This is a genomic window from Pseudomonas sp. Root329 (assembly GCF_001424925.1).
GTDB lineage: Bacteria > Pseudomonadota > Gammaproteobacteria > Pseudomonadales > Pseudomonadaceae > Aquipseudomonas > Aquipseudomonas arabinosi.
Map to the genome: position 1 here is coordinate 127,855 of NZ_LMCV01000016.1, position 24,714 is coordinate 152,568.

Sequence of the window (24,714 nt, forward strand, 5' to 3'; positions counted from 1 at the left end):
GTGATGCAAAAAGATCGCAGCCTCGTTTCACTCGACAGCTCCTACAAGGCTTACGCGTCCCCCCTGTAGGAGCTGTCGAGTGAAACGAGGCTGCGATCATTTGATCTTCAGGCCTTACCGGGCCAGGCGCTGACGAACTCGGCCAAATCAACCTTCTCCGCCACGCGCGGCTCTTTCTGCGGCGTGCCGAGGTAAAGAAACGCGATCACCTCTTCCCCTTCCGCCAAACCCAACCCCTTGGCCACATGCGCCGAATACGCCAGTTCACCCGTGCGCCACACCGCACCAATCCCTTGTGCATAAGCCGCCAGCAAAATCCCGTGAGCCGCACAACCCGCCGCCAGCAGTTGTTCGGACTTCGGATATTTAACGTGATCCTGCAAACGGGCGATCACCACAACCACCAGTGGCGCGCGCAGTGGACCGTTACGCGCCTTGTCCAACGCCGCCTCGGACACCTCACTGTCCTGCTGCTTCGCCGCTTCGGCCAGCAACTCCCCCATTTGCTCGCGCGCCGCGCCTTCGACTGTCAGGAAGCGCCAAGGCTGCAAGTGGCCATGGTCTGGCGCTCGCATCGCAGCGCCAAACAGCACTTCGCGTTGTTCTGCGGTCGGTGCCGGTTCGAGCAGTCGTGGAACGGAAACACGGTTGAGCAAAGCGTCGAGAGCCTGCATCGGCCACCTCCTGAAAAAAATGTTTGGCTATTCTAGCTGCAACTGCGCAGGCGGCGCCGGTTTACATGCCCTGCCCCGCAGGTAGAATGGCGCCCTTCCCTATTCCAGCCCGAGCGGACTTCATGGCGTTGCCGACCTTACGGATTATTGGTTTCATCATCGGCATCTTCCTGATCACGCTCGCCATCGCCATGGTCGTGCCCATGGCCACCCTGGTGATTTTCGACCGCACCAGCGACCTGCCGTCGTTCCTCTGGGCGAGCATGATTACCTTCGTCGCGGGTTTGGCCCTGGTCATCCCCGGTCGTCCCGAACACATTCACCTGCGCCCGCGAGACATGTACCTGCTGACGGTCAGCAGCTGGCTGGTGGTGTGCATCTTCGCCGCGCTGCCGTTCCTGCTGACCCAGCACATCAGCTACACCGACTCGTTCTTCGAAAGCATGTCCGGCATCACCGCCACCGGGTCGACGGTGCTCACGGGCCTGGACGCCATGTCCCCTGGCATTCTGATGTGGCGCTCGTTGCTGCACTGGATCGGCGGCATCGGCTTTATCGGCATGGCGGTAGCGATTCTGCCACTGCTGCGCATCGGGGGCATGCGGCTGTTTCAGACCGAGTCGTCGGACCGTTCCGAAAAAGTCATGCCCCGTTCGCACATGGTGGCGCGTTTGATCGTCGCGGCCTACGTCGGCATCACCATTATCGGCAGCCTGGCGTTCTGGTGGGCCGGGATGAGCCCGTTCGATGCGATCAACCACGCGATGTCGGCGATTTCCACCGGTGGTTTCTCAACGTCCGACCAGTCTCTGGCCAAGTGGACGCAACCGGCGGTGCACTGGGTGGCGATCGTCATCATGATCCTCGGCAGCCTGCCGTTCACCTTGTATGTAGCGACCTTGCGCGGTAACCGCAAAGCACTGATCAAGGATCAGCAGGTTCAAGGCTTGCTCGGCATGTTACTGGTGACCTGGCTGGTGCTCGGCACCTGGTATTGGTGGACCACCCAGTTGCATTGGCTGGAGGCGCTGCGGCATGTGGCGCTGAACGTGACCTCGGTGGTAACGACCACAGGATTTGCGCTGGGGGACTACAGCCTCTGGGGCAATTTCTCGCTGATGCTGTTCTTCTATCTGGGTTTTGTCGGCGGCTGCTCGGGCTCGACCGCTGGCGGGATCAAGATTTTCCGCTTCCAGGTCGCGTACATCCTGCTCAAGGCCAACCTTAACCAGTTGATTCACCCGCGCGCGGTGATCAAGCAGAAGTACAACGGTCACCGTCTCGACGAAGAAATCGTGCGTTCGATTCTGACCTTTTCGTTCTTCTTCGCCATCACCATCTGCGTGATCGCGCTGCTGTTGTCGCTGCTCGGCGTGGACTGGATGACCGCCCTCACCGGCGCGGCCAGCACCGTGTCCGGCGTTGGCCCGGGACTGGGCGAGACCATTGGCCCGGCAGGCAACTTCGCCACCCTGCCGGACGCCGCCAAGTGGATTCTCTCGTTCGGCATGCTACTGGGCCGACTCGAGATCATTACGGTGTTTGTTCTGTGTATTCCGGCGTTCTGGCGTCACTGACAGGCGCAGGCGCGCCCATCAGCCGTGTCCGGTATTCGCCGGGGGTGGCGTCGAACCAGCGGCGGAAAGCGCGGAAGAAGTTGCTCGGATCGGCGAACCCCAGCAGGTAGGCAATTTCCAGCAGGGTCATGGTCGGTTGCGCCAGGTATTGCTCAGCCAGTTCACGTCGGGTGTCGTCGAGCAACGTCTGAAAACTCGTGCCCTCTTCCTGCAAGCGTCGCTGCAAGGTGCGTTGCGACAGGTGCAGCGTCTGCGCCACGGTATCGCGCTTGGGTTCGCCCTGGGGCAGCAAACGGCACAGCACTTGCCGCGCCTTGTGGGTCACGCGACTCTCGGAAAACCGCGCCAGGTACTCACCGGCAAACCGGTCATGCAACAGCGCCATCGCCTCATTGGCGGTAGGCAGCGGTGCTTCCATGTCGGCGCGCTCGAAGATCAAGGCGTCATAAGGCGCGTTGAACACCAAAGGCGCATGGAAGGCTTTTTTATAGGGTTCGAGATCGGCGGGCTGATCGCCCTGCACCAGCACTTTGCGCGGTTGCAGGGTGCGCCCGGTCAACCAGCCGCACAGCGCCAGGGCACAGGCCAGTGACGCTTCGGCACTCTGCCGGGTCGGTGGCAGATGGTCGCCATGGACCGTCAGAATCAGCGCGTAACCTTCTTCCAACAACCGGAAACTCAGGTCGGCACTTTCCGCAATGATCCGCTGATAGCGCACCAGCCGTTGAAAGCCTTCGGCCAGGGTCTGGCTGGACATCAAGGCGTAGCCCGCCACATGGAAGGAGGCCGGTCGCACCACCTTGCCCATGTTCAGGCCAATCGCCGGGTTGCCGGACAGCTCAACCGCGCGTTGCCACAGTCGAGTCATGGAATCTTGCGGGAAGCGCGCGTCCGGATCATCCAGTGCCGCGTAGTCGAGCCCCAGCTGTTTGAACAGAACCCGGCAATCCAGGCCGTCCATCTCCAGTGCTTTGACAATCCCCATCGCCCAGCTTGCAGAAGTCGTTCGTTCGCTCATGTCGTCCACTTACATGATGAGCCGCATGCTACGGCCAATTTCCGAAGGATACTAAAGTGGCGCCCATTGTCACTGGCTGATGCCAATGATCACTCTAGACTCAAATAAGCTACCCGCAGAACATCTTGCAGTCAGAACAATAACCACAGAGATCGCAGTCGTGGAAAACATCAAACGTTTCAACAGCTTCGCTGAGTTCTACCCGTATTACCTCAGCGAACACAGCAACAGTACCTGCCGACGATTGCACTTTATCGGCACGACGCTGGTTATTTTCATTTTGGCCCTGACCATCGGCAAAGGCGCCTGGCTGCTGTTATGGGCCCTTCCGCTGGCGGGTTACAGCTTCGCCTGGGCCGGGCATTTCTTCTTCGAGAAGAACCGTCCTGCGACCTTTCAACATCCGTTTTACAGCCTGCTCGGCGATTTCGTCATGTACCGAGACATGATTCTGGGTCGCGTGCCGTTCTAGACGCAATGAACCACAGGAGGACAGCCGATGAATGCCAACGCCCGTTTCACCCACATGCAGGACGGCACGCAGGAAGACTGGGCGATCATCGCCGCAGACTTCAGTGCCTATGCGAGGCAATTGCCGACCCGGATTGTGGCGCACCTGAAATTACTGGAGGGTGATTTTGGCGGCTTCCCGGTGGATCGTCTGACCCATTCCCTGCAAACCGCCAGCCGTGCCTGGCGTGATGGCCGCGATGAAGAATACGTGGTCTGCGCGCTGCTTCACGACATTGGCGACACCTTGGGTTCCTACAACCACCCGGACATCGCTGCGGCAATTCTCAAGCCGTTCGTCAGCGCCGAGAACCTGTGGATGGTCGAGAAACACGGAATTTTCCAGGGGTATTACTTCTTCCATCATCTAGGGATGGACCGGCATTTGCGCGAGCAATACAGCGGGCATCCGCAGTATCAGGCGACCATTGAGTTTTGCGCCAAATACGATGCGGCGGCGTTTGATCCGGCGTATGACACGCTGCCGCTGAGCTTCTTTAAGCCGATGATGGAGCGGTTGTTTGCGCAGCCGAAGCATTCAATTTACAAAGCGGTGATGGAAGAACATTCGCCAGCCTGAAAACTGCTGGGGACTGCTGCGCAGTCCATTCGCGAGCAAGCCCGCTCCCACATTCGATCTTCTGTGAACACAAAATTTATGACCACCGCAAGATTAAATGTGGGAGCGGGCTTGCTCGCGAAGAGGCCCGCCCAAACACCTTGCTCTTAAGCCGGCTCCGCGACCTTGACGGCTTTCAATTCGGCCTCCCGCGCCTGGGCATCCGCCAATCGATACAACTCGATCGATCCGTCCCAATGCTCGATCAGCGCGGTGCACGACTCCACCCAATCCCCGCAATTGAGGTAATCCACCCCGCCGACCTTGCGAATCTCGGCATGGTGAATGTGCCCGCACACCACCCCGTGCAACTCGCGTTTGACGCACTCGTGAGCGATGGCTTCTTCGAAATCACTGATGAAGCTGACCGCCGTTTTGACCTTGTGCTTGAGATACGCCGACAGCGACCAGTAACCGTAGCCATAGCGTGCGCGCCAATGGTTGAGCCAGCGGTTGAGGGTCAGGGTGAATTCGTAGGCCGAGTCGCCGAGAAAGGCCAGCCAGCGGTGATACCGGGTGATCACGTCAAACTGATCGCCGTGGATCACCAACAGATGCCGACCATCAGCGGTCACATGCACCACTTCGTCCACTAACTGGATATTGCCCAGAATCAGCTTCGAATAGCGACGCAGGAATTCGTCGTGGTTGCCGGTGACGTAGATCACCTCGGTGCCGCGCTTGCTCATGGTCAGCAAGCGGCGGATCACATTCGTGTGCGCCTGCGGCCAGTACATGCCACCGCGCAGCTTCCAGCCATCGATGATGTCGCCGACCAGGTAGATCTTGTCCGCGTGGTAGCCCTTGAGAAACTGCGACAGGTGTTCGGCCTGGCAATCCCGGGTGCCCAGATGCACGTCGGAAATCCACAAGGTCCGCACACGTTGCTTACGACTGGGTTTGGCGAGCTCGGCGCTGGTCATGGGCAACCCTCTGCAAAAGTTTTTGCAACTTTGCGCCGGTCGGGTTAATTGCCCATGACAGTGGCGAGTCAGTCCTGTGACAGCGCCCCTCGATTGCCCTCGGTGTAGACTGGCAGCCTTGCCCGGGAGACCTGCGATGAGACCGATCCTCACGCTACGCCAATACACTCATGACCTGATCGTCCATAGCCACGACCACGCACAGCTGGTGTTCGGGCTGTCGGGTGCGCTGGATTTCGAGGTCGACGGGCATGGCAGTCAGGTGGTCCAGCAGAGTTTCGTGGTGGTGCCGTCCGGTTTCCATCATGCCTGCGGTAGCGCCAATGGCAGCCGTTGCCTGGTACTGGATGTGCCCAGCGACCAATGGGTTTCTCAGTCTCTTGGTGATCACGCCGAGGCCAGCCGTCGTTTACTCGACAACGCCGGTCGCCTGTTGCTGGATGCCGGGCAGAGCCAATTGGTCAGTTGGTTGGCGGGCAGTCAGGTCAACGACCCATTGATTGCGCAACAAGGTGCGGTGTTGTTGCTGGCCAGCCTCAACAACGCCAAACCAGAGATCGTCGGCGGTCGGCGCCTGCCTTATGCGGCGCTGAATGCGCATATCGATCAGTACGCCGCCTACCCACTTCAAGTCGCCGATCTGGCGCGCGTCGCCGGTCTGTCCAGCGCTCGGCTGCATGCGCGGTTCGTTGCTGAATGCGGGCAGACGCCGATGGATTACATCCGCAGTCGACGTTTGCACATGGCCGTGGGCTTGTTGCGGGATTCGGCGCTGCCGATCGGCGAGATTGCCAGTCGGGTCGGTTACAGTTCGCAGAGCGCCTTCGCGGCGGCGGTGTTGCGGGAGTTCGGTGCCTCACCCGGCAAATTGCGGCGCGAGGTTGGCGACAAAAGGCAATAGTTTGCCGACAGACACAACTGGGGGTTTCACGGTTCAATGCAGGAGCTGCCGAAGGCTGCTCCTACATTTTTGTTCGCTTGTTGTTAAGGATTGCAATGACTCCCCGTACCGCCCTTGGCGCCCTGCATATCGGCGCACTGATGTTCGGCTTGACCGGTGTGTTCGGCAAACTGGCTGCCGCCTCCCCCGCCGTCATCGTCTTCGGGCGTGCCGCGTTCGCCGTGCTGGCGTTAGCCGTTTTTGCGCGGTTCGCCAGCACTACTCGCTGGCAGAAACTCGAGGCTGTGGATTGGCGCCGACTGTTGCTCAGCGGCTTACTGCTGGCCGGGCACTGGGTGAGTTTTTTCATTGCAGTGAAGGTCGCGGGCGTGGCGATCGCGACCCTGGGTTTCGCCAGCTTCCCGGCGTTTACCGTGATCCTCGAAGGGTTGATCTTCCGCGAGCGAATTCGCGCCAACGAAATCCTGCTGGTGGTGCTGGTCAGTGTCGGGCTGGTGCTGGTCACCCCTGATTTCGATCTGGCCAGCGGCGCCACCATTGGTCTGCTGTGGGCGGTGGGCTCAGGTTTGCTGTTCTCTCTGCTATCGCTGACCAACCGCGCCAGCTCCGGGCGAATCCCGGCGGTGCAGGCTGCGCTGTGTCAGAACGTGGTGGTCGCGTTGTGCCTGTTGCCGGTGGCGGCACCGCAGTTGAGCGAAGTGCGCGCCATCGACTGGCTGTGGATCGGTCTGCTCGGGGTGTTCTGCACCGGCGTCGCTCACAGTCTGTTTGTCGCCAGCCTGGCAGTGATCAAGGCGCGGACCGCGGCCGTGGTGTTCGCCCTGGAACCGGTTTACGGCATCACCGTGGCCTGGCTGCTGTTTGATGAAAACCCGACACTGCGCATGCTGATCGGTGGCGCGTTGATCATCGTGGCGATCGTGGTCTCCAGCCGACTCTCGGGAGGCTCAAGCAAGAAGACCGTTGCAGCAGAAGCCGCCTCTCACTGAGTGCGGTCGTTGTGCCCCAGATCGCGGTCCGGATCAATTTGATCGCGGACCCGCTGCTTCAGCACTTTGGCCTCAGGAAAACCGCCATCAGCCTTGCGCTCCCAGATCTGCACATCGTCACAGAAAATGTGAAACACCCCACCGGTGCCGGGCACCAGCGACACTTTGCCCAAGTCGTCACCGAAGGTGCTGAGCAGTTCCTGGGCCAACCAGGCCGCACGCAACAGCCACTGGCATTGCGTGCAATACGTGATGATGATTTCCGGTTTGCGTGCAGTCATGATCGGCGAAACTCCTGAGCCAGAGGGCGCCGCTATGATAGCCCGGCGAGCAGGTTCCGGGCGGTCTGCTTAAGCGGCTCGTTACCTTCCTTGAGCAACTCGTTGAGCAGTTCGATGGCGCTGTCCACATCGCCGTCATCAATGCAGGTCTGGGCTTGCTCCAGTTTGTCGGCGCTGCTCGGCTCGGCCGGTTCCAGGTTCAGCGGTTCCAGCTCCAGTGACTGGCCGGGATCGCTGAACTCGTTGAGAAAAGTGTCATCCAGAGACTGGGAATCAGGCTCGGCAACCCATTCAAGTTCGGGTTCGTCCAGCGTCGAGTCGTCCGGCATTTCAAATACCTCGGGCAAGACGTGCAGGTTCGAGACAAACGGCGGCTCGACCGGCGCGGATTCGCTCGATGGCTTCGCGGCAGACGGCGAGTGCTCAAAAGGGCTGATCAAGTCCCAACTCGAATCCATCGACAGGTCATCGAGGTTCAACTGGAACTCATCGTTGGGTGCTGCTTCGGGTATCGCAGCCTTAGGGGGAGTAATTGACGCTGCAACGGCCAACGGTGCCGCACTGCTCAATTTCGGGTGTCGGGCGCGGATATTCTGAAGTTCTTGCAGGTCGTATCCGGCGTCACGCAGGTTGTTTTCCTGTGTCTCATAGGCGAGTACGTCACCCTGTTTACCCAAGACCTCCAACAGCTGAACGGCCAGATCCGTGCGTTGCGGCTCCTTGATCAGCGCCTCTCGCAACAAACCGGCCGCTTCGGAAAAACGGCCATAGGCCAGATAGATATCAACCCCTTCAAACACATCGCCTGCGGGCGACTCTTCACCCGATTCAGTTGCCGGTTGCAACCCTGACGATTGGGCAAGCGGCTCTGCAGTGCGATTGAGCGCCGGTTCATGCCGTGACGGCAAAACAGGTAAAGCGTCGGGCAATGCCTGAACCTGTTGTCGTTGACGCCGAACGAACAACCCCAGCAACACCAGAGCCACCACCGCCAGCAACCCGAGAATCTGCAGCCAATTAGTAGATTCAGGCTCTTCAACAACGGCCGGTGCTGGAGCCGCAACGACAGGTGCAACCGGCTCCACCGCTGCGTTCTTGATTTCCGCCAATTGGGTTTGCAGTTCCGTCACCTGCTTTTTCTGACCGGCGACCTGCTCCTCCTGGGCCTGAAGCTTCGCAGTCAATTCATCGATGGTTGCTTGCAGTTGCTGGTTTTGCAGCACGCTGGCGGCCAGTTGTTCGGCAATGGGATCACTCACAGGCGCAGCGACAGGTTGATCGACGCGAGGAGCAGGGGTTTTTTTGCCCTTCGCCGCAGGTGGCTTCGCAACGGCCGGCTCAACCGTCGGGAATCCGGAGGACTGAACGTCGGTCATCGGTTCGTCAGTGACGGGAACAATCCCTGGCGAACCCGGCGGATCGATCAGCACCGTGTACTCGCGCAGCACGCGCCCGTTGGGCTGATTGAGCTGCACCAGGAAATTCAGGAAAGGTTCATTGACCGGTTTGCTGGAGCTCACCCGGATCAGGCTGCGGTTGCCGCGCAGGATCGGGGTGAATTTCAGATTATTGAGGAAGAACACCCGATCGATGCCGGCGCGACTGAACTCCTCCGCTGTCGCGAGGCTGACCGAGAGCTCGCCCTCCTCCAGACCGGCGGCATCTTCCAGGGCGATGTCAGCGCGCAACGGCTGATTCAGCGCTGAATGCAGGGTGATATCACCCAGGCCCAACGCGGGCGCCAATGCCGAGTAAGTGACAGCACCACCGACCAGAAGCAGCCTGGCGCAACACCGCAAAACCATGTGCCAACTCTCGAGCATGAGCATCCCTTAGATAACCAGAACCATCTTGTACGCGTTCGCACATCCGGTACGAACACGATATTGCCAAGTAGTTCTTTATAGTCTGCCCAACGGGGTATCTCAAAAGTCCTGGGTGCGTTTATGCCTCAAGATCTTTCCAGGTTGGCCAAAATGTGCCCATGGACACGCATGCAGACCTTCAAGTCCGCCTCATCGACGCCATCGAACAACTCGTGGCGCAGTTGGGTGGCAATGGTTTCAATTTGTTCGATCAAGGGAAGGGCCGGGGCACAGAGGACGATTTTCTTCGCCCGGCGATCTTCCAGCACCGATTGACGTTGTACCAGTCCCTGGCTTTCGAGGCTGTCGAGCAGACGAGCCAGGGTCGGCCCTTCAACGCCGACGCTCTGCGCCAGTTCACGTTGGGTCGGGGCATCCTCAAAACGCGCCAGGTGCAGCAGCACCAGCCAGCGTGCCTGGGACAGACCCAGGCCAGCCAGACGGCGGTCCAGTTCGGCACGCCAGCCGCGCGACATCTGGGCCAGTTGCATGCCAAAGCGGTGTTGGTCGGTTAACGGCATAAAACACTCATGATTAGACTGAAATAAAGAAAAACTAATTATTAGTCAGCTAAGCATGACCCTTGGCCAGAGGCAAGGCTTGCTCTGTACTGAATCGTTACATCTATGTGGCAGATCACCTAAATCTCGAATTCGGATTGCAGTGCCGCCCGAACACAGTACAAAACCCCTTCCGGCACTCTCCCGGCAAACAGTGCGGCAATCTCCGACACGGGCGGCAACTCGCCTTCGCCGTCGAGGAACGCGTCCTGGATTTCGCCCATCAACTCTTCGGGCAGATCCAGCGCTTGCTCCAGCGACAACTGCTGCTTGCCAATCGCTTCGGCGAGCAGTGTGTAGACGTTCTTTTCCGAACATTGCAGCTGACCGGCGATCTGCAACGGTGTCATGCCGGCGCGAGCCAGGGTGATCAGTTCGTGGCGCAGGTCGGCCACCACTTTCGGCGCCTCGACTTGCCCGCCGAGGACTTCGAGGAAGGCCTCGCCGTAACGCTCCAGCTTGCGTGCGCCCACGCCGCTGACCGTGGCCATTTCCGACAGCGAGGTCGGTTGGCTGCGGAGCATTTCCAGCAGTGTCGAGTCGGGGAAGATGACGTACGGCGGCACGCCATGCTCTTCGGCGAGTTTGCGACGCAGGGCGCGCAAGGCTTCCCACTGTTCGCGTTCTTCGCCGCGAACCAGTTGGCTCGCCTGGCTCTTGCTGCTTTTGGCCGTGGTTTGCGGCTTGAGGTCGCGACGCAGTTCCAGGGTCACTTCGCCCTTGAGCAGCGGTCGACAGGTGTCGCTCAGACGCAGGCCGCCGTAGCCTTCCAGGTCGATATCGGCCAGACCGCGGGCAACCAGCTGACGGAACAAGGAGCSCCATTCGCTCTCTCCCATCGCCTTGCCAACACCAAATACCGACAGATGCTGATGGCCGAAGCTGCGAACCTTTTCGTTGTCCTTGCCCAGCAATACATCGACCAAATGCCCGACGCCGTAGCGCTGGCCGGTGCGGTAGATCGCCGAAAGCGCCTGACGGGCCGGCTCGGTGGCGTCCCAGGTCTGCACACCATCGACGCAGTTGTCGCAATGGCCGCACGGTTCGGGCATGTCTTCGTCGAAGTAGGCCAGCAGCGTCTGGCGACGGCAGCGGGTTTCTTCGCAGAGCGAGAGCATGGCGTCGAGCTTGTGCTGCTCCAGACGCTTGTGGCGCTCGTCGCCCTCGGAGTTCTGCAACATCTGCTTGAGCATCACCACGTCTTGCAGGCCGTAGGCCATCCAGGCGTCTGCCGGCAGACCGTCTCGGCCGCCGCGACCGGTTTCCTGGTAGTAAGCCTCAAGGGATTTTGGCAAATCGAGGTGAGCGACAAAGCGCACGTTGGGCTTGTCGATGCCCATGCCGAACGCCACGGTGGCGACCATGATCAGGCCTTCCTCATTGAGGAAGCGCTTCTGGTGGTGAGCCCGGGTATCGTTGGGCAGACCGGCGTGGTACGGCAGTGCCGGGAAGCCTTGCTCGCTGAGGAACACCGCCACTTCGTCGACTTTCTTGCGCGACAGGCAATAGACGATGCCGGCATCGCTGCGCCGTTCGGCGAGGAACGCCAGCAACTGCTTGCGCGGCTGCTCTTTGGGCACGATGCGATAGAAGATGTTGGGACGGTCGAAACTCGACAGGAAACGCTCGGCATCCTGAAGATGAAGGCGATCGACGATTTCTTCCCGGGTACGCTTGTCGGCGGTCGCAGTCAGGGCGATACGCGGGACGTTGGGGAACAATTCCGCCAACTGGCCCAGTTGCAGGTATTCGCGGCGGAAGTCGTGGCCCCATTGGGACACGCAGTGGGCTTCATCGATGGCGAACAGGGAAATTTCAAGACTTTGCAGGAACGCCAGCATCCGTGGCTGAACCAGGCGCTCAGGCGCGAGATAAAGCATTTTCACTTCACCGCGCTTGATCCGTGCCGCCAGATCGCGCTGTTGCTCGGCGCTGAGCGTGGAGTTCAATGCCGCCGCAGCGACGCCCAGCTCTTCGAGGGTGGCGACCTGGTCGTCCATCAGGGCGATCAGCGGCGATACCACCACCGCCAGGCCTTCGCGCAACAGCGCCGGCACCTGGAAGCACAAGGACTTGCCGCCACCGGTAGGCATCAGCACCAGGGCGTCGCCGCCACTGGCCACGCGCTCAATGATTGCACCCTGACGGCCACGGAAACTGTCGTAGCCGAAGATGTCCTTGAGGACGCGTTGAGCCTGTTCGAGCATAGAAACTCCAAAAATCACAAAAACATCCCTGCAAGGCTGGTTCAGAACCACGAAGGCTGCACCGACAAATCGTAAGTGCGCATTGCATGACGCTTCACATTTCAGCCGCGACGCCAGCAGGGCATCACAAAACGCGCGAGTATACCCGACCCCTCCTCTTCACAGGGTGCCGCTGATAAGACACACGAAGGTCAATGCACTGCAGACCTTGTGGGAGCGGGCTTGCTCGCGAAAGCGGTGTGTCAGTCGACATTAATGCTGGCTGGCACACCGCTTTCGCGAGCAAGCCCGCTCCCACAAGGGTTGCGGTGTTTCGCAGGGCCGCAACGGCGCAAAAATGCCGCGCGGCTGGCCCAAGCGCTCAAGAAGGCCTAGAATTCCCGCATCTGTTTAATTCCCAAGGTAGCCCTTTAATGTCCTTCGCTGAGCAACTAACCCGCCTGCAAGTCTTCCTCGACGCCGACGAACTGCATGACGAGGCGCTGGACTACGTGGCCGCCCACGGCTACCTCACTGCGCTGTCGATCTGTTCCGAAACCGTTCCCGACCGTGAATGGATCGACGCCCTCTTCGCCGAAGAGCCGCATTACGCCGACGACACCGAGCGTGAAGCGATCGAATCCACCCTGTTGGCCCTCAAGGCTCACATCGCACGCCAACTGGCGTCCGATGAAGAGTTCGAGCTGCCTTGTGACCTGGACCTGGGCGAAGAGCCGGATGACTCCGACCTGCGCGGCTGGTGCATCGGTTTCATGGAAGGCGTGTTCCTGCGCGAAGCAGCCTGGTTCGAAACGGCCGAAGACGAAGTCAGCGAAATGCTGCTGCCGATCATGGTCGGTTCGGGTCTGTTCGACGAACAGCCTGAGTTCGAAGACATCGCCAAAGACGCCAACCTCATGGACGACATGATCGTGCAGATCCCGGAAGCCCTGACTGCGCTGTACCTGCTGTGCCAGGCGCCCGACGAAAAACCGGCGATCCTCAAGCCTCGTCACCACTAAGGTTTTGCCTATGGACAACCCCATAGGCAACCGCTCCCTGATGTTGCGTTACGTGCTGCTGGCCATCGGCTGGCTGAGCGTAGCGCTGGGGGTGATCGGGATTTTCCTGCCGGTGTTGCCCACCACGCCCTTCCTGCTGCTGGCGGCCGCCTGCTTCGCCCGCAGTTCGCCGCGCTTCTATCATTGGCTGGTTGAACATCCGCGGCTTGGGCCGTGGGTTCGCGATTACCTGAGCGGCAACGGCATCCCGCTCAAAGGCAAGGTCTACGCCATCGGCCTGATGTGGGCGAGCATCCTGCTTTCCTGCTACCTGGTGCCCCTGCCATGGGCGCGGGGGTTCATGCTGACCAGCGCCGTGCTGGTGAGCGTCTACATCCTCAAACAGAAAACCCTGCAAAAGCCCTGAATTCACCACGCGCCCTGTAGCAGCTGCCGAAGGCTGCGTTCGGCGGCGAAGCCGTCGCTAGTCCATCCGCTGCGGTCTATCAGGCAAACCGCGTGTGCAGGGTTTACGACTGCTTCGCAGCCGAACGCAGGCTCCGCCAGCTGCTACAAGTCCGCGTACCAACCGACGATTTGTCCTGCCTCGCTGAAAACACCGCCTAGACTTCAGGCATCTGCACCCGAGCGGCCAGACATGTCCCGCAGTCTGCGTAGTCCAGGATGGTCAACGCTCCGACTTCGGCTCGGCAGATGGCTGTTGCTGATCACTTTTCTGTTGGCCGGGCTGGGCAGTGTCGGGGCTAACTGGAGTTTTACGCAGATTCTGCAAACCGCCGAAGATCGCTACGGCACCCTCGGCTCGGGACGGGGAAGGATCGAGGCCTGGAGTCAGATGCTGCAAAGCGAAGTCAACGCCCCCGAGCGCGAGCAACTGAACGCGGTCAATCGCTTCTTCAATCAGCAACTGAGCTTTCTGGACGACACCCGCATCTGGCATCAGACCGATTACTGGGCCACACCCGTCGAATCCCTGATCAAGGGTGCCGCTGATTGCGAGGACTACGCACTGGCGAAGTATTTCAGCCTGCGCTACCTGGGAATTCCCAGCGAAAAACTGCGCATCACCTACGTGAAAGCCCTGACCCAGAACCAGGCGCACATGGTGCTGACTTTCTACAACAGCCCCACGGCCGATCCGTTGGTGCTGGACAACTTGATCGGCGAGGTCCGCCCCGCCTCACAACGCAAAGACTTGCTACCGGTGTACGCTTTCAACGCAGAAGGCCTTTACTTGCCGGGAGCCAATGGCGGCAAACGCAGCAGCGACTCGAAGAATCTGTCGCGCTGGCAGGACGTACTCAAAAAGATGCAGGCCGAAGGGTTCGCCGTGGGCGACGGCTAGCCACCTTTGCAAGGAGCGATTTATGTCACTGCGTAAACAGTTGTTTCTCGCCATTTGCCTGTTCTTGCTGGTGGCGTTCAGCGGCAGTTTTTTTGTCAGCCTGGAAAGCTCTCGCGACCAGATGCTCGGCCAGTTGCGCTCCCACGCCCAGGACGCCGCCACCGCGTTGGGGTTGTCGTTGACGGCGCAAATCGATGACCCGGCCATGATCGAATTAATGGTCAGCTCGATTTTCGACAGCGGTTACTTCAGCAGTATTCGAATCATCAACATCGACGATGCGCAGGTGCTGGTAGAGCGCAGTGCGCCGGGGCAAATCGACGGCGTTCCCGCCTGGTTTGTGAACCTGGTCAACCTGCACCCACCCGGTGGCGAAGCGCTGATCATGCGCGGCTGGGTCCAGGCGGCACGGGTCGAAGTGTTGAGCAATCCGCAGTTCGCCCTCGCCAAACTCTGGGACAGCACCCTCGGCAGCCTGATCTGGTTGCTGGTGTGCGGCCTGCTCAGTGCCGTGTTTGGTGGCTGGTTGCTGCGCCGGCAATTTCGTCCGCTCGACACCATGGTCAAACAGGCCGAAGCCATCAGCAAACGCGAGTTTTTAAGCCTGCCGAAACTGCCGCGCACACCGGAGTTGAAACGGGTGGTATTGGCCATGAACCAGATGGTCGAGAAGCTCAAGGCGCTGTTCGCCGAAGAGGTCGCACGCAGTGAAAAGCTGCGGGTCGAGTCCTATCAGGACAGCCTTACAGGCCTGGCCAATCGACGCTTGCTGGATGAAGAATTGGCCGACGAGTTGCTGGTCTCCGAGCAGAGCAGCGACGGCCATCTGCTGATGCTGCGGATCAACGACCTGGTCGGTCTCAACCAACGTTTGGGCGGCCAGCGTACCGATGCGCTGATCAGCGCCGTCGGTGAACTGCTCAAGCGCCTGACCCAGCCAGCGGAACGTCGCACCTGGCTTGCAGCGCGCAATCGTGGCGGTGAGTTCAGCCTGCTGACGCCAGGCCTGGACAGCACCGACGCCGCACGCCTTGCTTGCGAAATCAGCGCCACCCTGGAAAACCTGCGCTTGACCGGCGCCAGCGACGCCATGCCGGTGGCGCATTTGGGGATCGCCCCTTACCACCCCGGTGAGCCCGCCAGTGACGTGCTGACGCGACTGGATCAGGCGTTGACCGAAGCCCGGCAACATCCCGAGCGTCCGTGGGTTCACTTGGCCGATTCCATCACCGCGCCGAACCCATCCCAAAACGACTGGCAAACCTGGATCGACGACGCCCTGAACCAAGGCAAGATGCAACTGTATTTCCAGCCGGTGGTGCAATGCGCCGACACCAGCCAGGTGCTGCATCACAAAGTCCTCGCGCGCCTGATCGACCCGCAAGGCGAGGCCATTGCCGCCGGGCATTTCCTGCCGTGGATCGAGCGACTCGGCTGGTCGGCGCGGTTCGACCTGGCCATGCTCGAAGCCACCCTCGACTACCTCATCATCAATCGTTGGCCCCTGGCGTTAAGCCTGTCCGGCAGCACCCTGCGCGATCCAGCGCAGTTGCAGCACATCCTCGACATGCTCGAATCGCTGCCCGAACTCGCGCCCCTGCTGATTCTGGAAATCGACGAACGCCAACTGCCACCTCAGGATGAACTGCAACGCCTGAGCCACAGCCTGCTCAACACCGGTTACCGCATCGGTCTGCAGCATTTCGGTGGCAGCTTCGGCCAGATCGGCAACCTGACTCAACTGGGGCTGGCTTACTTGAAAATCGATGGGGCGTACATCCGTCACATTGATGAGCAGAGTGATAAAAAGCTGTTCATCGAGGCTATTTTTCGGGCGACCAACAGCATTGATTTGCCGTTGATTGCGGAGATGGTGGAGACCAAGGGGGAGTTGGAGGTGATCCGGGAGTTGGGGTTGTTTGGGGTGATGGGACGGTTGATTGGGCCGCCGGAGCCGATGTGAGCGGTATGACCGTTCGTCTTAAAGGTGGGTTTACCTGTCAGATATGACAGTAGCCACTCGTTCCAGCCTGGTGTGTGATGAACCCGCGTCCCGAGAAGACTCGGGGCCTGTCACCTTCCAGGAGAACATGATGGATATCCAGTCCGCCGCGTTGAACGAATTGTTTGTGCTGCATCCCGTAATCATCCCGGGCTGGGTGTCCCCGGTGAAACCTGCCGACATCGCCCACGGCGGCATTCCCAAAGCCCTTTACGATGGCCAAGCCCAGGGCCTTGAATGCCTGGTCGATCCCTGGACCGAACTGCAACTGCGCTCCTGGATCATGGCGGTCGATGATCGCGTGAATTTGTATTGCAACGGCGATCTCGTCCCAGGAGCAGGCCAGACCGTCAAGCCGGGGGAGGAAACGCTGCGCCAGCGTCTGCACCTGCCACACGATAATTTGAGGCATGGCGTCAACCGTCTGCATTACGTGGTTACCCGTGGCTCGGATAACTCCGCACCCTCTCGGGATCTGCTGGTGCTGTATCACCTACGGCCTGTGGACAACCTGGATCTGGTGATCCCGGCCGACGTGCTCAAGGACGGCGTCAGCGCCGCACGGGCGGCGCAAGGGGTGGAGTTCGGGTTCACCTATGCCAACCGGCGCAACCACGACCGCATCGAGTTTCTGTTGGGCGACACNGTCCCCGACGGCACGGCGCCAATCACCCACACGCTGTTCACCGACACGTTCCAGAAGGCGGGCGACAATAAGGGTGCGGTGGCCGAGTTCTATGTCGTTGACCAGTTGGGTAACCGGGTCAAATCCCCGGAGAAGCGCCTGGACATTCATCTCAAACGACTTGACCTGCCGGCCCCGACTGTCAAGGGCCAGACCGGCAACAACTTCAGCCCGACCCAGCCGGAAGTCCGGGTGCTGGTGCCGCTGGGCTCGCTGCAGCCCAGCGACCAGCTGAGCGTGATCTGGCAAGGCGCGGCCGGCACACCGGTGGCGGGCTCCTACACCAGCCCGCCGCGGCTGGTCAGCGCCGGTCTGGAGATCGCCGTGCCGCGCTCGGTGCTGGCCTACAGCCTGGGCAAACAGACGATTGTCACCTACGAAGTCGAACGCGACGGCAAACTCACCCCCTCATTGCCTTTGCCGCTGAACATCCTGACACTGCCGGCGACGGCGCTGATCCCGCCCAAGATCGTCGAGGCCGACGCCAACAACTTTCTGGACCTGATGGCGCTGGGCAGCAAAAACGCGACCATTCACGCTCTGCTCCACACGCTGATCGAAGCGGGCCAGCCGTGCTGGCTGAGTCTGGAAGGCAACAAGGCGGACGGCACGGCGCACAACCTGGTGCTGTGGAACGGCCTCCCGGCCCAGGTCAACGCCACCTGGATCAGTCAAGGATTCTGGGCCACCGCGCTGGCCAACAGCTATCTCAAGCAACTCGGACACGGCACCGCGCTGACGATCAAGTTCAAGGTGTCGCTGGACAAGAGCAACAACCTGGCCACGGCCACGGTATTTCCGGATCGCACCTATACCATCAAGGCGCTGGAGCTGGTGGTGCCGACCATCAATTCCGTGAAGGATACGAAGGATATTGAGATCCCTCAGGATGGCACGACCACCGACACCACCGTGACCCTGGCGGGCAAAGCGACGGGGAATCTGCAAGTGGAGATTTTTGATGGGACGACGTCCAAGGGGACGGCACAAGTCAACGCCAGCGGCGACTGGACCAAGCAGATCACCGGCCTCACCGTGGCGGCACATCGCTTCACTGTCAAAGGGCTGTATGGCAGTAACCCGGTGTCGACGCCGCCACGCACTTTGACGGTGGCCCGCCCCCTCGTCGTAGACACGTCCACCATGATCCTGGATGGCGTCGCTGTTTACGTGAGTGGGTGGGTAGAGAGTGGGAACACCATCGAAAACAATACCAAAATCCGGCAACCAACGTCCGGATCACCCGAATATACCTACCAATCGAGCGATCCCACCATCGTGCAGGTTACTGGAGATGGATCCGTCACCGGCCGGCGCAACGGAACCGCCATCATTAAAGTACTAGACACGTCCGGGCAATCTGCCGAATACGCTGTCCGGGTTACAAACGTATACAAAATCGTATTAAACAACACGCTCTTAACAGGCGACCAAGCCACAGCATGGGCCCGATCCCAGGGTCACATAAATTTGGAACCCTTTACCGAGCTACCCCGCAAAATTAGCGCAGCGTTCACCCGCACATATGGCATGTATCCAAATCCCAACCTGCACTTTTTCCCCCGCGCGGAAGGCATAGATTATCCCGCAATAAGCAACCCGCCTCAGTACCAGAAGTACGGATGGATGGCGCAGACCTATGTAGTAAACGCACAGGGTGGCAAGCTGCATGACGGACTCATGTGCTCCACCGCTGGCGGGGGCACCATAGGAATCGCGAGCCTCTCACACGGATGGGGATACTGCGCGCCACCATTCATCAATTATCAAGGAGGTGTATGGTTCACCACCCGCTCGGGAGCGTTCGCTTTACTGACAACATAGTGAAAAGGGGATGCCCATTAGCCGGTCTCGAGTCAAGGCTAAAAGCCCACTCGCCCTGCAGCTTTTAACTGCAGGGTTTCCCTTTATCTCAACCTGCCTGGTTGAACCTGTCGAACCCGTTTCCTCATCACTGGCTATGACCGAGTCGTGCCTGACACCCATGTGGATCAAGCGGTCGCGCTACAGCCTGCACCGCCCTGGCAGTCAACTGCCCCAGAGAAACGTTGGTGCCGCCAATGTGTCCAAAACGTGTCACAGAACTGTGGCTCGTGCCAAAACACATCCAGTCCCAGGGGCTCACTTGGCGGGAAAGGGGACGCATTTTTTTACCGGCCCAAGTTGTTTGGTCGAGTTACATCGACCTGAAAAAATCATGTGGAACTCAGGTTTTGGGGTGTGTCTCATAACTTGAGCCACGCACGGTCAGTCCCCTCTCCCTCTGGGAGAGGGTTAGGGTGAGGGATGGATTCCGAACTGAACGACGAACCCACAAACACCAAAAAACCCGCCATCCCTTTCTACGGGGATGGCGGGTTTTGTCATTTCAGATCACACCGTATCCACCTTCAACGAATGGTCATTGAGCATCCCGTTGATAATCGTCGCCGTATCGTGCCCCCCCCCGCAATCACCCCACCCGCCCCCGACGTGACGCCGTAATGGCTGGCCAGGTTCACACCCGCCAAATCAATGGTCTGATTCGGCGCGGCGCCAGCCATGGCACTGACGTCGATGCTGGTGACCAGTGAATCGCCGCTGCCGGTGACTTTGAAGTGCAGGAAGTCATCCAGCGACGCTGCAGTGCTGTTTTCCCCTTGCAGCAGTTGCGACAGGTCGAGTTTGTCGATGCCCGGCGTGAAGTCGGTGACCACGTCGTGGCCGCTGTTGCCTTTGAGCCACTCNGCTGTTTTCCCCTTGCAGCAGTTGCGACAGGTCGAGTTTGTCGATGCCCGGCGTGAAGTCGGTGACCACGTCGTGGCCGCTGTTGCCTTTGAGCCACTGGAAGGTGTCGGCGCCGCTGCCGCCGGTGAGGGTGTTGTTGCCCAGACCACCGATGAGGAAGTCATCGCCGCCCCCGCCGTTGAGCATGTCGTTACCCAGGCCGCCGTTGATGATGTGGTTGTGGTTGTCGCCGGTGAGGCTGTCGTTGAAGTTTGAGCCGGTCAGGTTTTCGATTGCTGTCAGGGTGTCGGTGCCGGCGCCCACGGTGTTCTGCGGGGTGAGCAGGTTCAGATCGACGGTGACGCCGGCCGTAGCGTGGGCATAGCTCGCGGTGTCGACGCCGGTGCCGCCGTCGAGCAGGTCGTTGCCCGCGCCGCTGTACAGCAAGTCATTGCCGGCGCCGCCGTGCATTTCGTTGTTGCCGGAACCGGCGGTGAGTACGTCGTTGCCGTCGCCGGCATTGATCAGAAAGGATAAGGGGACGGATCTATTTAATATTGAGCGTTTAAAAAGATCGCAGCCTGCGACAGTTCATACAGCGGATTGCATTTGATCCTGCTGGAGTTGCCGGGGGCTGTGATCTATTGCTTTTAAGATATGGCGTTTAAAAACACTTCCAGGCTACACATCCTTGCGCCATTGCCTACAGATACGCCAGAATCCGCCGGCTTGTGCGCCGTGGGGGTGGGTTCTATTGTGGTCCGGTCGCTGACGAATCAGCGATCGGGTTTAGCGACCTGATTCTATGTAGGCGCATCAGCGCTCCAAACTCCATCGCAGATCTCCTGATTGCGATTGGTGTCATGGCGGCTGTGCGTGGGAGACCTTCGGGTCTGCCGGGCGCCTACACCCGGTTCGCTAACCTGCGTCCAGCCGCCACCTTTATCTGTTTAGCGACAGGTTTTAGTGGCTCCACTTTGTAGGAGCTTCTCCATGATCAAACCCACACCCAACCCGCCCGAAACCGCCCCCACCTCCCCCTACGAATCCCTCGATTCGAAAAAACTCCACGAAGCCGCTGACCGCGCGCTCGACCACTACCTCTGCCCGCCCGGCTCCACGCCGCCCCCACGTAAAACCCGCGGGATGTATGCCGTGACCGCGGACACAAAAAACGAGGAACTGTTGACCGATGCCTGCGAAACTCTCGCTTCGGCAAAGACCATCGCCCAGGACTTCGCCGGCCAGTTGCCGGGGCCGCAGCGCCGGACGGTGTTGGGGATTGCGCAGTTGATCATGCTCGGGGAACTGGCGGTGAATCGGGTGCTGGATAATCTGGAGTTGCCGGGCTGACCGAGGCCTGAGGAACACTTACTGATTGATTCGGTGTCCATTCTGGCCCCTTCGCGAGCAAGCCCGCTCCCACATTGGATCGTTGTCGAACACAAAATCTGTGATCGCTGAGGATCAACTGTGGGAGCGGGCTTGCTCGCGAAGGCTGACTCACCGACGACACATCTCTTCAGACAGAAAAAACCCGCCGCCCCGTTTGATCGGACGGCGGGTTTTGTCGTTTCAGGCTTGAATCAAAAGCCGATCACACCGTATCCACCTTCAACGAATGGTCATTAAGCATCCCGTTGATAATCGTCGCCGTATCGTGCCCCCCCGCAATCACCCCACCCGCCCCCGGCGTTACGCCGTAATGGCTGGCCAGGTTCACACCCGCCAAATCAATGGTCTGATTCGGCGCGGCGCCAGCCATGGCGCTGACGTCGATGCTGGTGACCAGTGAATCGCCGCTGCCGGTGACTTTGAAGTGCAGGTAATCATCCAGCGACGCCGCCGTGCTGTTTTCCCCTTGCAGCAGTTGCGACAGGTCGAGTTTGTCGATGCCCGGCGTGAAGTCGGTGACCACGTCGTGGCCGCTGTTGCCTTTGAGCCANCAAGTCCCGCGAGGCGGTGAAGCGACGCTGCAGTGCTGTTTTCCCCTTGCAGCAGTTGCGACAGGTCGAGTTTGTCGATGCCCGGCGTGAAGTCGGTGACCACGTCGTGGCCGCTGTTGCCTTTGAGCCACTCGAAGGTGTCGGCACCGCTGCCGCCGGTGAGGGTGTTGTTGCCCAGGCCGCCGATGAGGAAGTCGTCGCCGCCCCCGCCATTGAGCATGTCGTTACCCAGGCCGCCGTTGATGATGTTGCTGTGGTTGTCGCCGGTGAGCGAGTCGTTGAAGTTGGAACCGGTGAGGTTTTCGATTGCTGTCAGGGTGTCGGTCCCTGCGCCCACTGTGTTCTGCGCACCGAGCACGCCGAGATTGACCGTAACCCCGGCGGTGGCGTGGGCATAGCTAGCCGTGTCGACGCCGGTGCCGCCGTCAAGCAGGTCGTTGCCCGCGCCGCTGTACAGCAAGTCATTGCCGGCGCCGCCGTGCATTTCGTTGTTGCCGGAACCGGCGGTCAGCACGTCGTTGCCGTCGCCGGCATTGATCACGTTGTTGCCGGTGCCCGCCACCAGTACATCATCGCCCGCCGTGCCGGTGAGGGTGTGGCCGTCCTGATAGGTGATGGTCATGGCGGCGTTGTCGCTGCCGCCATGGCTGTCGTTGGCGGCGTAGGTGCCGTGGACATCGGGCGCGATGTCATGGGCACCGGCGTAGTTGACGGTCATGGTCAGTTGGTAGTTTTCCGCCCCCTTCCCGCTGTTGCCCGGACCACCGTTGTCGATGTTGGTGATGTGAATCTGGTAGGTGCTGTCCGACGTTGCGGTGAGGGTTTGCCCGTCCGCGAGGGTGATCCATGTGCCGCCGTTGATGGAGTACTCCATGGCGACATGACCGGCCGCCAGATTGTGATCCAGGTTAAGGGTTTCACCCTGTTTGAGGTCGACGGTGATGCGGTCGTCATCGTGGGTGTTGCTGCTAACCGGTCCCAGCGCCCCGCTGACGACCAACACCGCCGTCATGGCTGTCGTGTTCGCGACGAATGCACTGCGAGCGAGGGTTACCGCCTGCTCGTTACCGCCGGTGAAGCTGAAGTTTTGCTGGGTGCCGGTGAAGTCCGCGCCTTTGGCAATCCAACCGGTGCTGACGGTGATCGGCGAAGCGGTCAGCGGATCGCCATTCGGATCGGTGTCGTTGGCCAGCAGCAACTCGCCCGGCACCACGATGTTGCCCGACAGCACGTTGGTGATGACGTGGTCATCCACCGCCACCGGTGGCGCGTTCGCAATGACTGGGTCCGTCAACGTCGAACTGGCCTGGTCGCCGTCGTTGTCGCTGATGCAGCTATTGTTCACGTCGATGGTGAGGGTGGTGGTCCTCTCGTCGCCATCGCCATCGCGCAAGGTGTAGGTGAACACGTCGGTCGCCCCGGGGCCGTTCACGGCGTCCGGGTTACTGTGATAGACCGCGTTGCCCGCTGCATCCAGCGTCAGGTAACCGTAGGTGCCATTGATCTGGCTGTTCAGGCCGCCAACGGCCGAGGTCGAGGTGTCTGAACCGGCACGCACGCCGACCACCCCAATCCCATCGGCATCGCTGAAGTCGTTCGCCAGCACGTTGCCACTGACGATACCGCCCTCCGTTACCGAGGCTGCGTCGGGGTTGGCGGTCGGCAGGTCATCGACAATGTTCACCACAATGGTGCTGGTGGTGGAATGGCCCAGGGCGTCGGTGGCTTGGTAGGTGAAGCTTTCACTCAAGGTGTTGSCGCCATCGTTCGCATGCGGCGTGGTGCTTGGCGCCGASGTCAGCGTGTAGGTGTAGGWGCCATCGGGATTGAGSAGGATTTGCCCGTAGGTGCCAGTGGCGCTGCCGACCAGCGTGTAAGTGATCGCGCCGGTGGCACCGGTGACGGAGCCGACCAGGGTGCCACTGGCGGTTTCAGCCGTGAGGCCCGGCTGACTCCCGGTGACGGTGCCGGCCGCCAGATCCTGGCCATCCTGGTTCAGGTCGAGGGCTTTTTCGTAGACGGTCACGTCGTTGTCGCTGACCGCTGTGATGCCGCTGTTGWKCACGTCGATGGTGATGGTGGTGGTGCTTTGGTCACCGTCGGCATCGCGCACGGTGTAGGTGAACACGTCGGTCGCACCGGGATCGCTCACGGCGTTCGGGTTGCTGTGRTASACSGCGTTGCCGTTGGCRTCCAGCGTCAGGTAACCGTAGGTGCCATTGATCTGGCTGTTRAGGCCGCCAACGGCYGAGGTCGAGGTGTCTGAACCGGCCCGCACGCCGACCACCGCGCCCCCTGCGGCGAGGCCATCGGCGCCGCCGACGTCGTTCCACAGCACGTTGCCACTGACGGTGCCGCCTTCGGCSACCGACGTCTCGTCGGCATGAGCAGTCGGCTGATCATCGACGATTTTGACCACGATGGTGCTGGTGGTGCTGTTGCCCAGAGMGTCGGTGGCTTGGTAGGTGAAGCTTTCRCTCARGGTGTTGGCGCCRTCGTTCGCATGCGGCGTGGTGCTTGGCGSCGASGTCAGCGTGTAGGTGTARGWGCCATCGGGATTGAGSAGGATTTGCCCGTAGGTGCCGGTGGCGCTGCCGACCARGGTGTAGGTGATYGCRCCGACCGCGCCGCTGACCGAACCGACCAGSGTGCCACTGGCGGTTTCGCCGGTATTCACCGGCTGACTGCCGGTGACGGCGCCGGGCGCCAGRTCCTGRCCGTCCTGGTTCAGGTCGAGGGCTTTTTCGTACACGGTCACGTCGCTGTCGCTGACCGCGCTGATGCMGCTGTTGATCACGTCGATGGTGATGGTGGTGGTGCTTTGGTCACCGTCGGCATCGCGCACGGTGTAGGTGAAYACGTCGGTCGCACCGGGATCGCTCACGGCGTTCGGGTTGCTGTGGTA

19 protein-coding genes and 3 pseudogenes are annotated in these 24,714 nt (G+C 60.4%); 11 read left to right on the forward strand and 11 right to left on the reverse strand.

Annotated features, from left to right (window positions below; genetic code table 11):
- Positions 1–107: 107 nt before the first annotated feature.
- Entirely contained in the window at positions 108–674 is a 567-nt protein-coding gene (locus tag ASC74_RS15470; RefSeq protein ID WP_056742178.1) for an NAD(P)H nitroreductase, read from the reverse strand.
- 122 nt (positions 675–796) lie between these two features.
- Between ASC74_RS15470 and ASC74_RS15475 the strand changes: the two genes are divergently transcribed.
- A complete protein-coding gene (locus tag ASC74_RS15475) occupies positions 797–2,251 on the forward strand; it encodes a TrkH family potassium uptake protein (RefSeq protein WP_056742180.1) in 1,455 nt (484 codons plus the stop codon).
- On the opposite strand, the gene ASC74_RS15480 is transcribed toward ASC74_RS15475, so the two are convergent.
- A complete protein-coding gene (locus ASC74_RS15480) occupies positions 2,208–3,269 on the reverse strand; it encodes an AraC family transcriptional regulator (RefSeq protein WP_201784091.1) in 1,062 nt (353 codons plus the stop codon). The two genes, ASC74_RS15475 and ASC74_RS15480, sit on opposite strands and share 44 nt — an antisense overlap.
- 160 nt (positions 3,270–3,429) lie before the next feature.
- Between ASC74_RS15480 and ASC74_RS15485 the strand changes: the two genes are divergently transcribed.
- Together ASC74_RS15485 and ASC74_RS15490 are read left to right on the forward strand one after the other, a co-directional pair.
- The gene (locus ASC74_RS15485; protein WP_008156143.1) at positions 3,430–3,741 is read left to right on the forward strand and encodes an Mpo1-like protein; all 312 of its coding nucleotides are present in this window, start codon (positions 3,430–3,432) and stop codon (positions 3,739–3,741) included.
- A 27-nt stretch (positions 3,742–3,768) separates the two neighbouring features.
- A complete protein-coding gene (locus tag ASC74_RS15490) occupies positions 3,769–4,359 on the forward strand; it encodes an HD domain-containing protein (RefSeq protein WP_056742185.1) in 591 nt (196 codons plus the stop codon).
- 146 nt (positions 4,360–4,505) lie between these two features.
- On the opposite strand, the gene ASC74_RS15495 is transcribed toward ASC74_RS15490, so the two are convergent.
- Positions 4,506–5,321 carry a UDP-2,3-diacylglucosamine diphosphatase gene (locus tag ASC74_RS15495; protein ID WP_056742186.1) on the reverse strand — a complete coding sequence of 272 codons (816 nt, stop codon included), beginning with the start codon at positions 5,319–5,321 and terminating at the stop codon, positions 4,506–4,508.
- A gap of 136 nt (positions 5,322–5,457) precedes the next feature.
- Here ASC74_RS15495 and ASC74_RS15500 point away from each other — a divergent pair, with 136 nt between their 5' ends.
- Both ASC74_RS15500 and ASC74_RS15505 read left to right on the forward strand, forming a co-directional pair.
- Positions 5,458–6,222, forward strand: a complete 765-nt coding sequence (locus ASC74_RS15500; protein ID WP_056742189.1) for a helix-turn-helix transcriptional regulator — start codon at positions 5,458–5,460, stop codon at positions 6,220–6,222.
- Positions 6,223–6,317: 95 nt separating this feature from the next.
- Positions 6,318–7,211 (forward strand): DMT family transporter, encoded by an 894-nt coding sequence (locus ASC74_RS15505; RefSeq protein ID WP_056742190.1) that lies wholly within the window; start codon positions 6,318–6,320, stop codon positions 7,209–7,211.
- Here the strand turns inward: ASC74_RS15505 and ASC74_RS15510 are convergent.
- The 4 genes from ASC74_RS15510 to recQ form a co-directional block, all read right to left on the reverse strand.
- Complete coding sequence (locus tag ASC74_RS15510; protein ID WP_033055915.1) at positions 7,205–7,492, reverse strand: SelT/SelW/SelH family protein; 288 nt, start codon at positions 7,490–7,492, stop codon at positions 7,205–7,207. The genes ASC74_RS15505 and ASC74_RS15510 overlap by 7 nt on opposite strands.
- A gap of 32 nt (positions 7,493–7,524) precedes the next feature.
- Positions 7,525–9,315, reverse strand: coding sequence for a FimV/HubP family polar landmark protein (locus ASC74_RS15515; RefSeq protein WP_056742192.1), 1,791 nt, complete (start codon positions 9,313–9,315; stop codon positions 7,525–7,527).
- 128 nt (positions 9,316–9,443) lie between these two features.
- Positions 9,444–9,878 (reverse strand): MarR family transcriptional regulator, encoded by a 435-nt coding sequence (locus tag ASC74_RS15520; RefSeq protein WP_056742193.1) that lies wholly within the window; start codon positions 9,876–9,878, stop codon positions 9,444–9,446.
- Between the two features lie 119 nt (positions 9,879–9,997).
- Positions 9,998–12,124 carry a DNA helicase RecQ gene (recQ, locus tag ASC74_RS15525; RefSeq protein ID WP_056742196.1) on the reverse strand — a complete coding sequence of 709 codons (2,127 nt, stop codon included), beginning with the start codon at positions 12,122–12,124 and terminating at the stop codon, positions 9,998–10,000.
- A 413-nt stretch (positions 12,125–12,537) separates the two neighbouring features.
- On the opposite strand from recQ, the gene ASC74_RS15530 reads away from it, so the two are divergent.
- The 5 genes from ASC74_RS15530 to ASC74_RS32690 all read left to right on the forward strand — a co-directional run bounded on the left by ASC74_RS15530 (position 12,538) and on the right by ASC74_RS32690 (position 18,981).
- Complete coding sequence (locus ASC74_RS15530; protein WP_008156162.1) at positions 12,538–13,125, forward strand: UPF0149 family protein; 588 nt, start codon at positions 12,538–12,540, stop codon at positions 13,123–13,125.
- A 10-nt stretch (positions 13,126–13,135) separates the two neighbouring features.
- Positions 13,136–13,531 carry a YbaN family protein gene (locus ASC74_RS15535; protein WP_056742197.1) on the forward strand — a complete coding sequence of 132 codons (396 nt, stop codon included), beginning with the start codon at positions 13,136–13,138 and terminating at the stop codon, positions 13,529–13,531.
- Between the two features lie 231 nt (positions 13,532–13,762).
- Positions 13,763–14,470, forward strand: a complete 708-nt coding sequence (lapG, locus tag ASC74_RS15540; RefSeq protein WP_056742199.1) for a cysteine protease LapG — start codon at positions 13,763–13,765, stop codon at positions 14,468–14,470.
- 22 nt (positions 14,471–14,492) lie between these two features.
- The gene (gene lapD, locus ASC74_RS15545) at positions 14,493–16,433 is read left to right on the forward strand and encodes a cyclic di-GMP receptor LapD (protein ID WP_056742201.1); all 1,941 of its coding nucleotides are present in this window, start codon (positions 14,493–14,495) and stop codon (positions 16,431–16,433) included.
- Between the two features lie 1,867 nt (positions 16,434–18,300).
- Entirely contained in the window at positions 18,301–18,981 is a 681-nt protein-coding gene (locus ASC74_RS32690; RefSeq protein ID WP_442965779.1) for an Ig-like domain-containing protein, read from the forward strand.
- 549 nt (positions 18,982–19,530) lie between these two features.
- Here ASC74_RS32690 and ASC74_RS31915 read toward each other — a convergent pair.
- Both ASC74_RS31915 and ASC74_RS32470 read right to left on the reverse strand, forming a co-directional pair.
- Positions 19,531–19,883: pseudogene (locus ASC74_RS31915) on the reverse strand (type I secretion C-terminal target domain-containing protein); the annotation flags it as partial.
- A gap of 1 nt (position 19,884) precedes the next feature.
- A pseudogene (locus ASC74_RS32470) lies at positions 19,885–20,391 on the reverse strand (calcium-binding protein); the annotation flags it as partial.
- A gap of 465 nt (positions 20,392–20,856) precedes the next feature.
- Here ASC74_RS32470 and ASC74_RS15560 point away from each other — a divergent pair.
- Complete coding sequence (locus tag ASC74_RS15560) at positions 20,857–21,216, forward strand: DUF6124 family protein (RefSeq protein ID WP_056742207.1); 360 nt, start codon at positions 20,857–20,859, stop codon at positions 21,214–21,216.
- Positions 21,217–21,460: 244 nt separating this feature from the next.
- Here the strand turns inward: ASC74_RS15560 and ASC74_RS31920 are convergent.
- Both ASC74_RS31920 and ASC74_RS15565 read right to left on the reverse strand, forming a co-directional pair.
- Positions 21,461–21,808, reverse strand: a 348-nt coding sequence (locus ASC74_RS31920; protein ID WP_236713298.1) for a type I secretion C-terminal target domain-containing protein, incomplete at its 5' end; no start/stop codon positions are given.
- Between the two features lies 1 nt (position 21,809).
- Positions 21,810–24,714 (reverse strand): annotated as a pseudogene (locus ASC74_RS15565) (beta strand repeat-containing protein); the annotation flags it as partial.

Bases quoted from the DNA above. Each gene is read 5' to 3' on its own strand.
- ASC74_RS32690 (WP_442965779.1), top strand. From the start codon at position 18,301: ATGATCCTGGATGGCGTCGCTGTTTACGTGAGTGGGTGGGTAGAGAGT.
- ASC74_RS15470 (WP_056742178.1), bottom strand. From the start codon at position 674: ATGCAGGCTCTCGACGCTTTGCTCAACCGTGTTTCCGTTCCACGACTG.
- lapD (WP_056742201.1), top strand. From the start codon at position 14,493: ATGTCACTGCGTAAACAGTTGTTTCTCGCCATTTGCCTGTTCTTGCTG.
- ASC74_RS15505 (WP_056742190.1), top strand. From the start codon at position 6,318: ATGACTCCCCGTACCGCCCTTGGCGCCCTGCATATCGGCGCACTGATG.
- lapG (WP_056742199.1), top strand. From the start codon at position 13,763: ATGTCCCGCAGTCTGCGTAGTCCAGGATGGTCAACGCTCCGACTTCGG.
- ASC74_RS15535 (WP_056742197.1), top strand. From the start codon at position 13,136: ATGGACAACCCCATAGGCAACCGCTCCCTGATGTTGCGTTACGTGCTG.
- ASC74_RS15495 (WP_056742186.1), bottom strand. From the start codon at position 5,321: ATGACCAGCGCCGAGCTCGCCAAACCCAGTCGTAAGCAACGTGTGCGG.
- ASC74_RS15560 (WP_056742207.1), top strand. From the start codon at position 20,857: ATGATCAAACCCACACCCAACCCGCCCGAAACCGCCCCCACCTCCCCC.
- ASC74_RS15490 (WP_056742185.1), top strand. From the start codon at position 3,769: ATGAATGCCAACGCCCGTTTCACCCACATGCAGGACGGCACGCAGGAA.
- ASC74_RS15530 (WP_008156162.1), top strand. From the start codon at position 12,538: ATGTCCTTCGCTGAGCAACTAACCCGCCTGCAAGTCTTCCTCGACGCC.
- ASC74_RS15480 (WP_201784091.1), bottom strand. From the start codon at position 3,269: ATGAGCGAACGAACGACTTCTGCAAGCTGGGCGATGGGGATTGTCAAA.
- ASC74_RS15475 (WP_056742180.1), top strand. From the start codon at position 797: ATGGCGTTGCCGACCTTACGGATTATTGGTTTCATCATCGGCATCTTC.
- ASC74_RS15520 (WP_056742193.1), bottom strand. From the start codon at position 9,878: ATGCCGTTAACCGACCAACACCGCTTTGGCATGCAACTGGCCCAGATG.
- ASC74_RS15515 (WP_056742192.1), bottom strand. From the start codon at position 9,315: ATGCTCGAGAGTTGGCACATGGTTTTGCGGTGTTGCGCCAGGCTGCTT.
- ASC74_RS15510 (WP_033055915.1), bottom strand. From the start codon at position 7,492: ATGACTGCACGCAAACCGGAAATCATCATCACGTATTGCACGCAATGC.
- ASC74_RS15500 (WP_056742189.1), top strand. From the start codon at position 5,458: ATGAGACCGATCCTCACGCTACGCCAATACACTCATGACCTGATCGTC.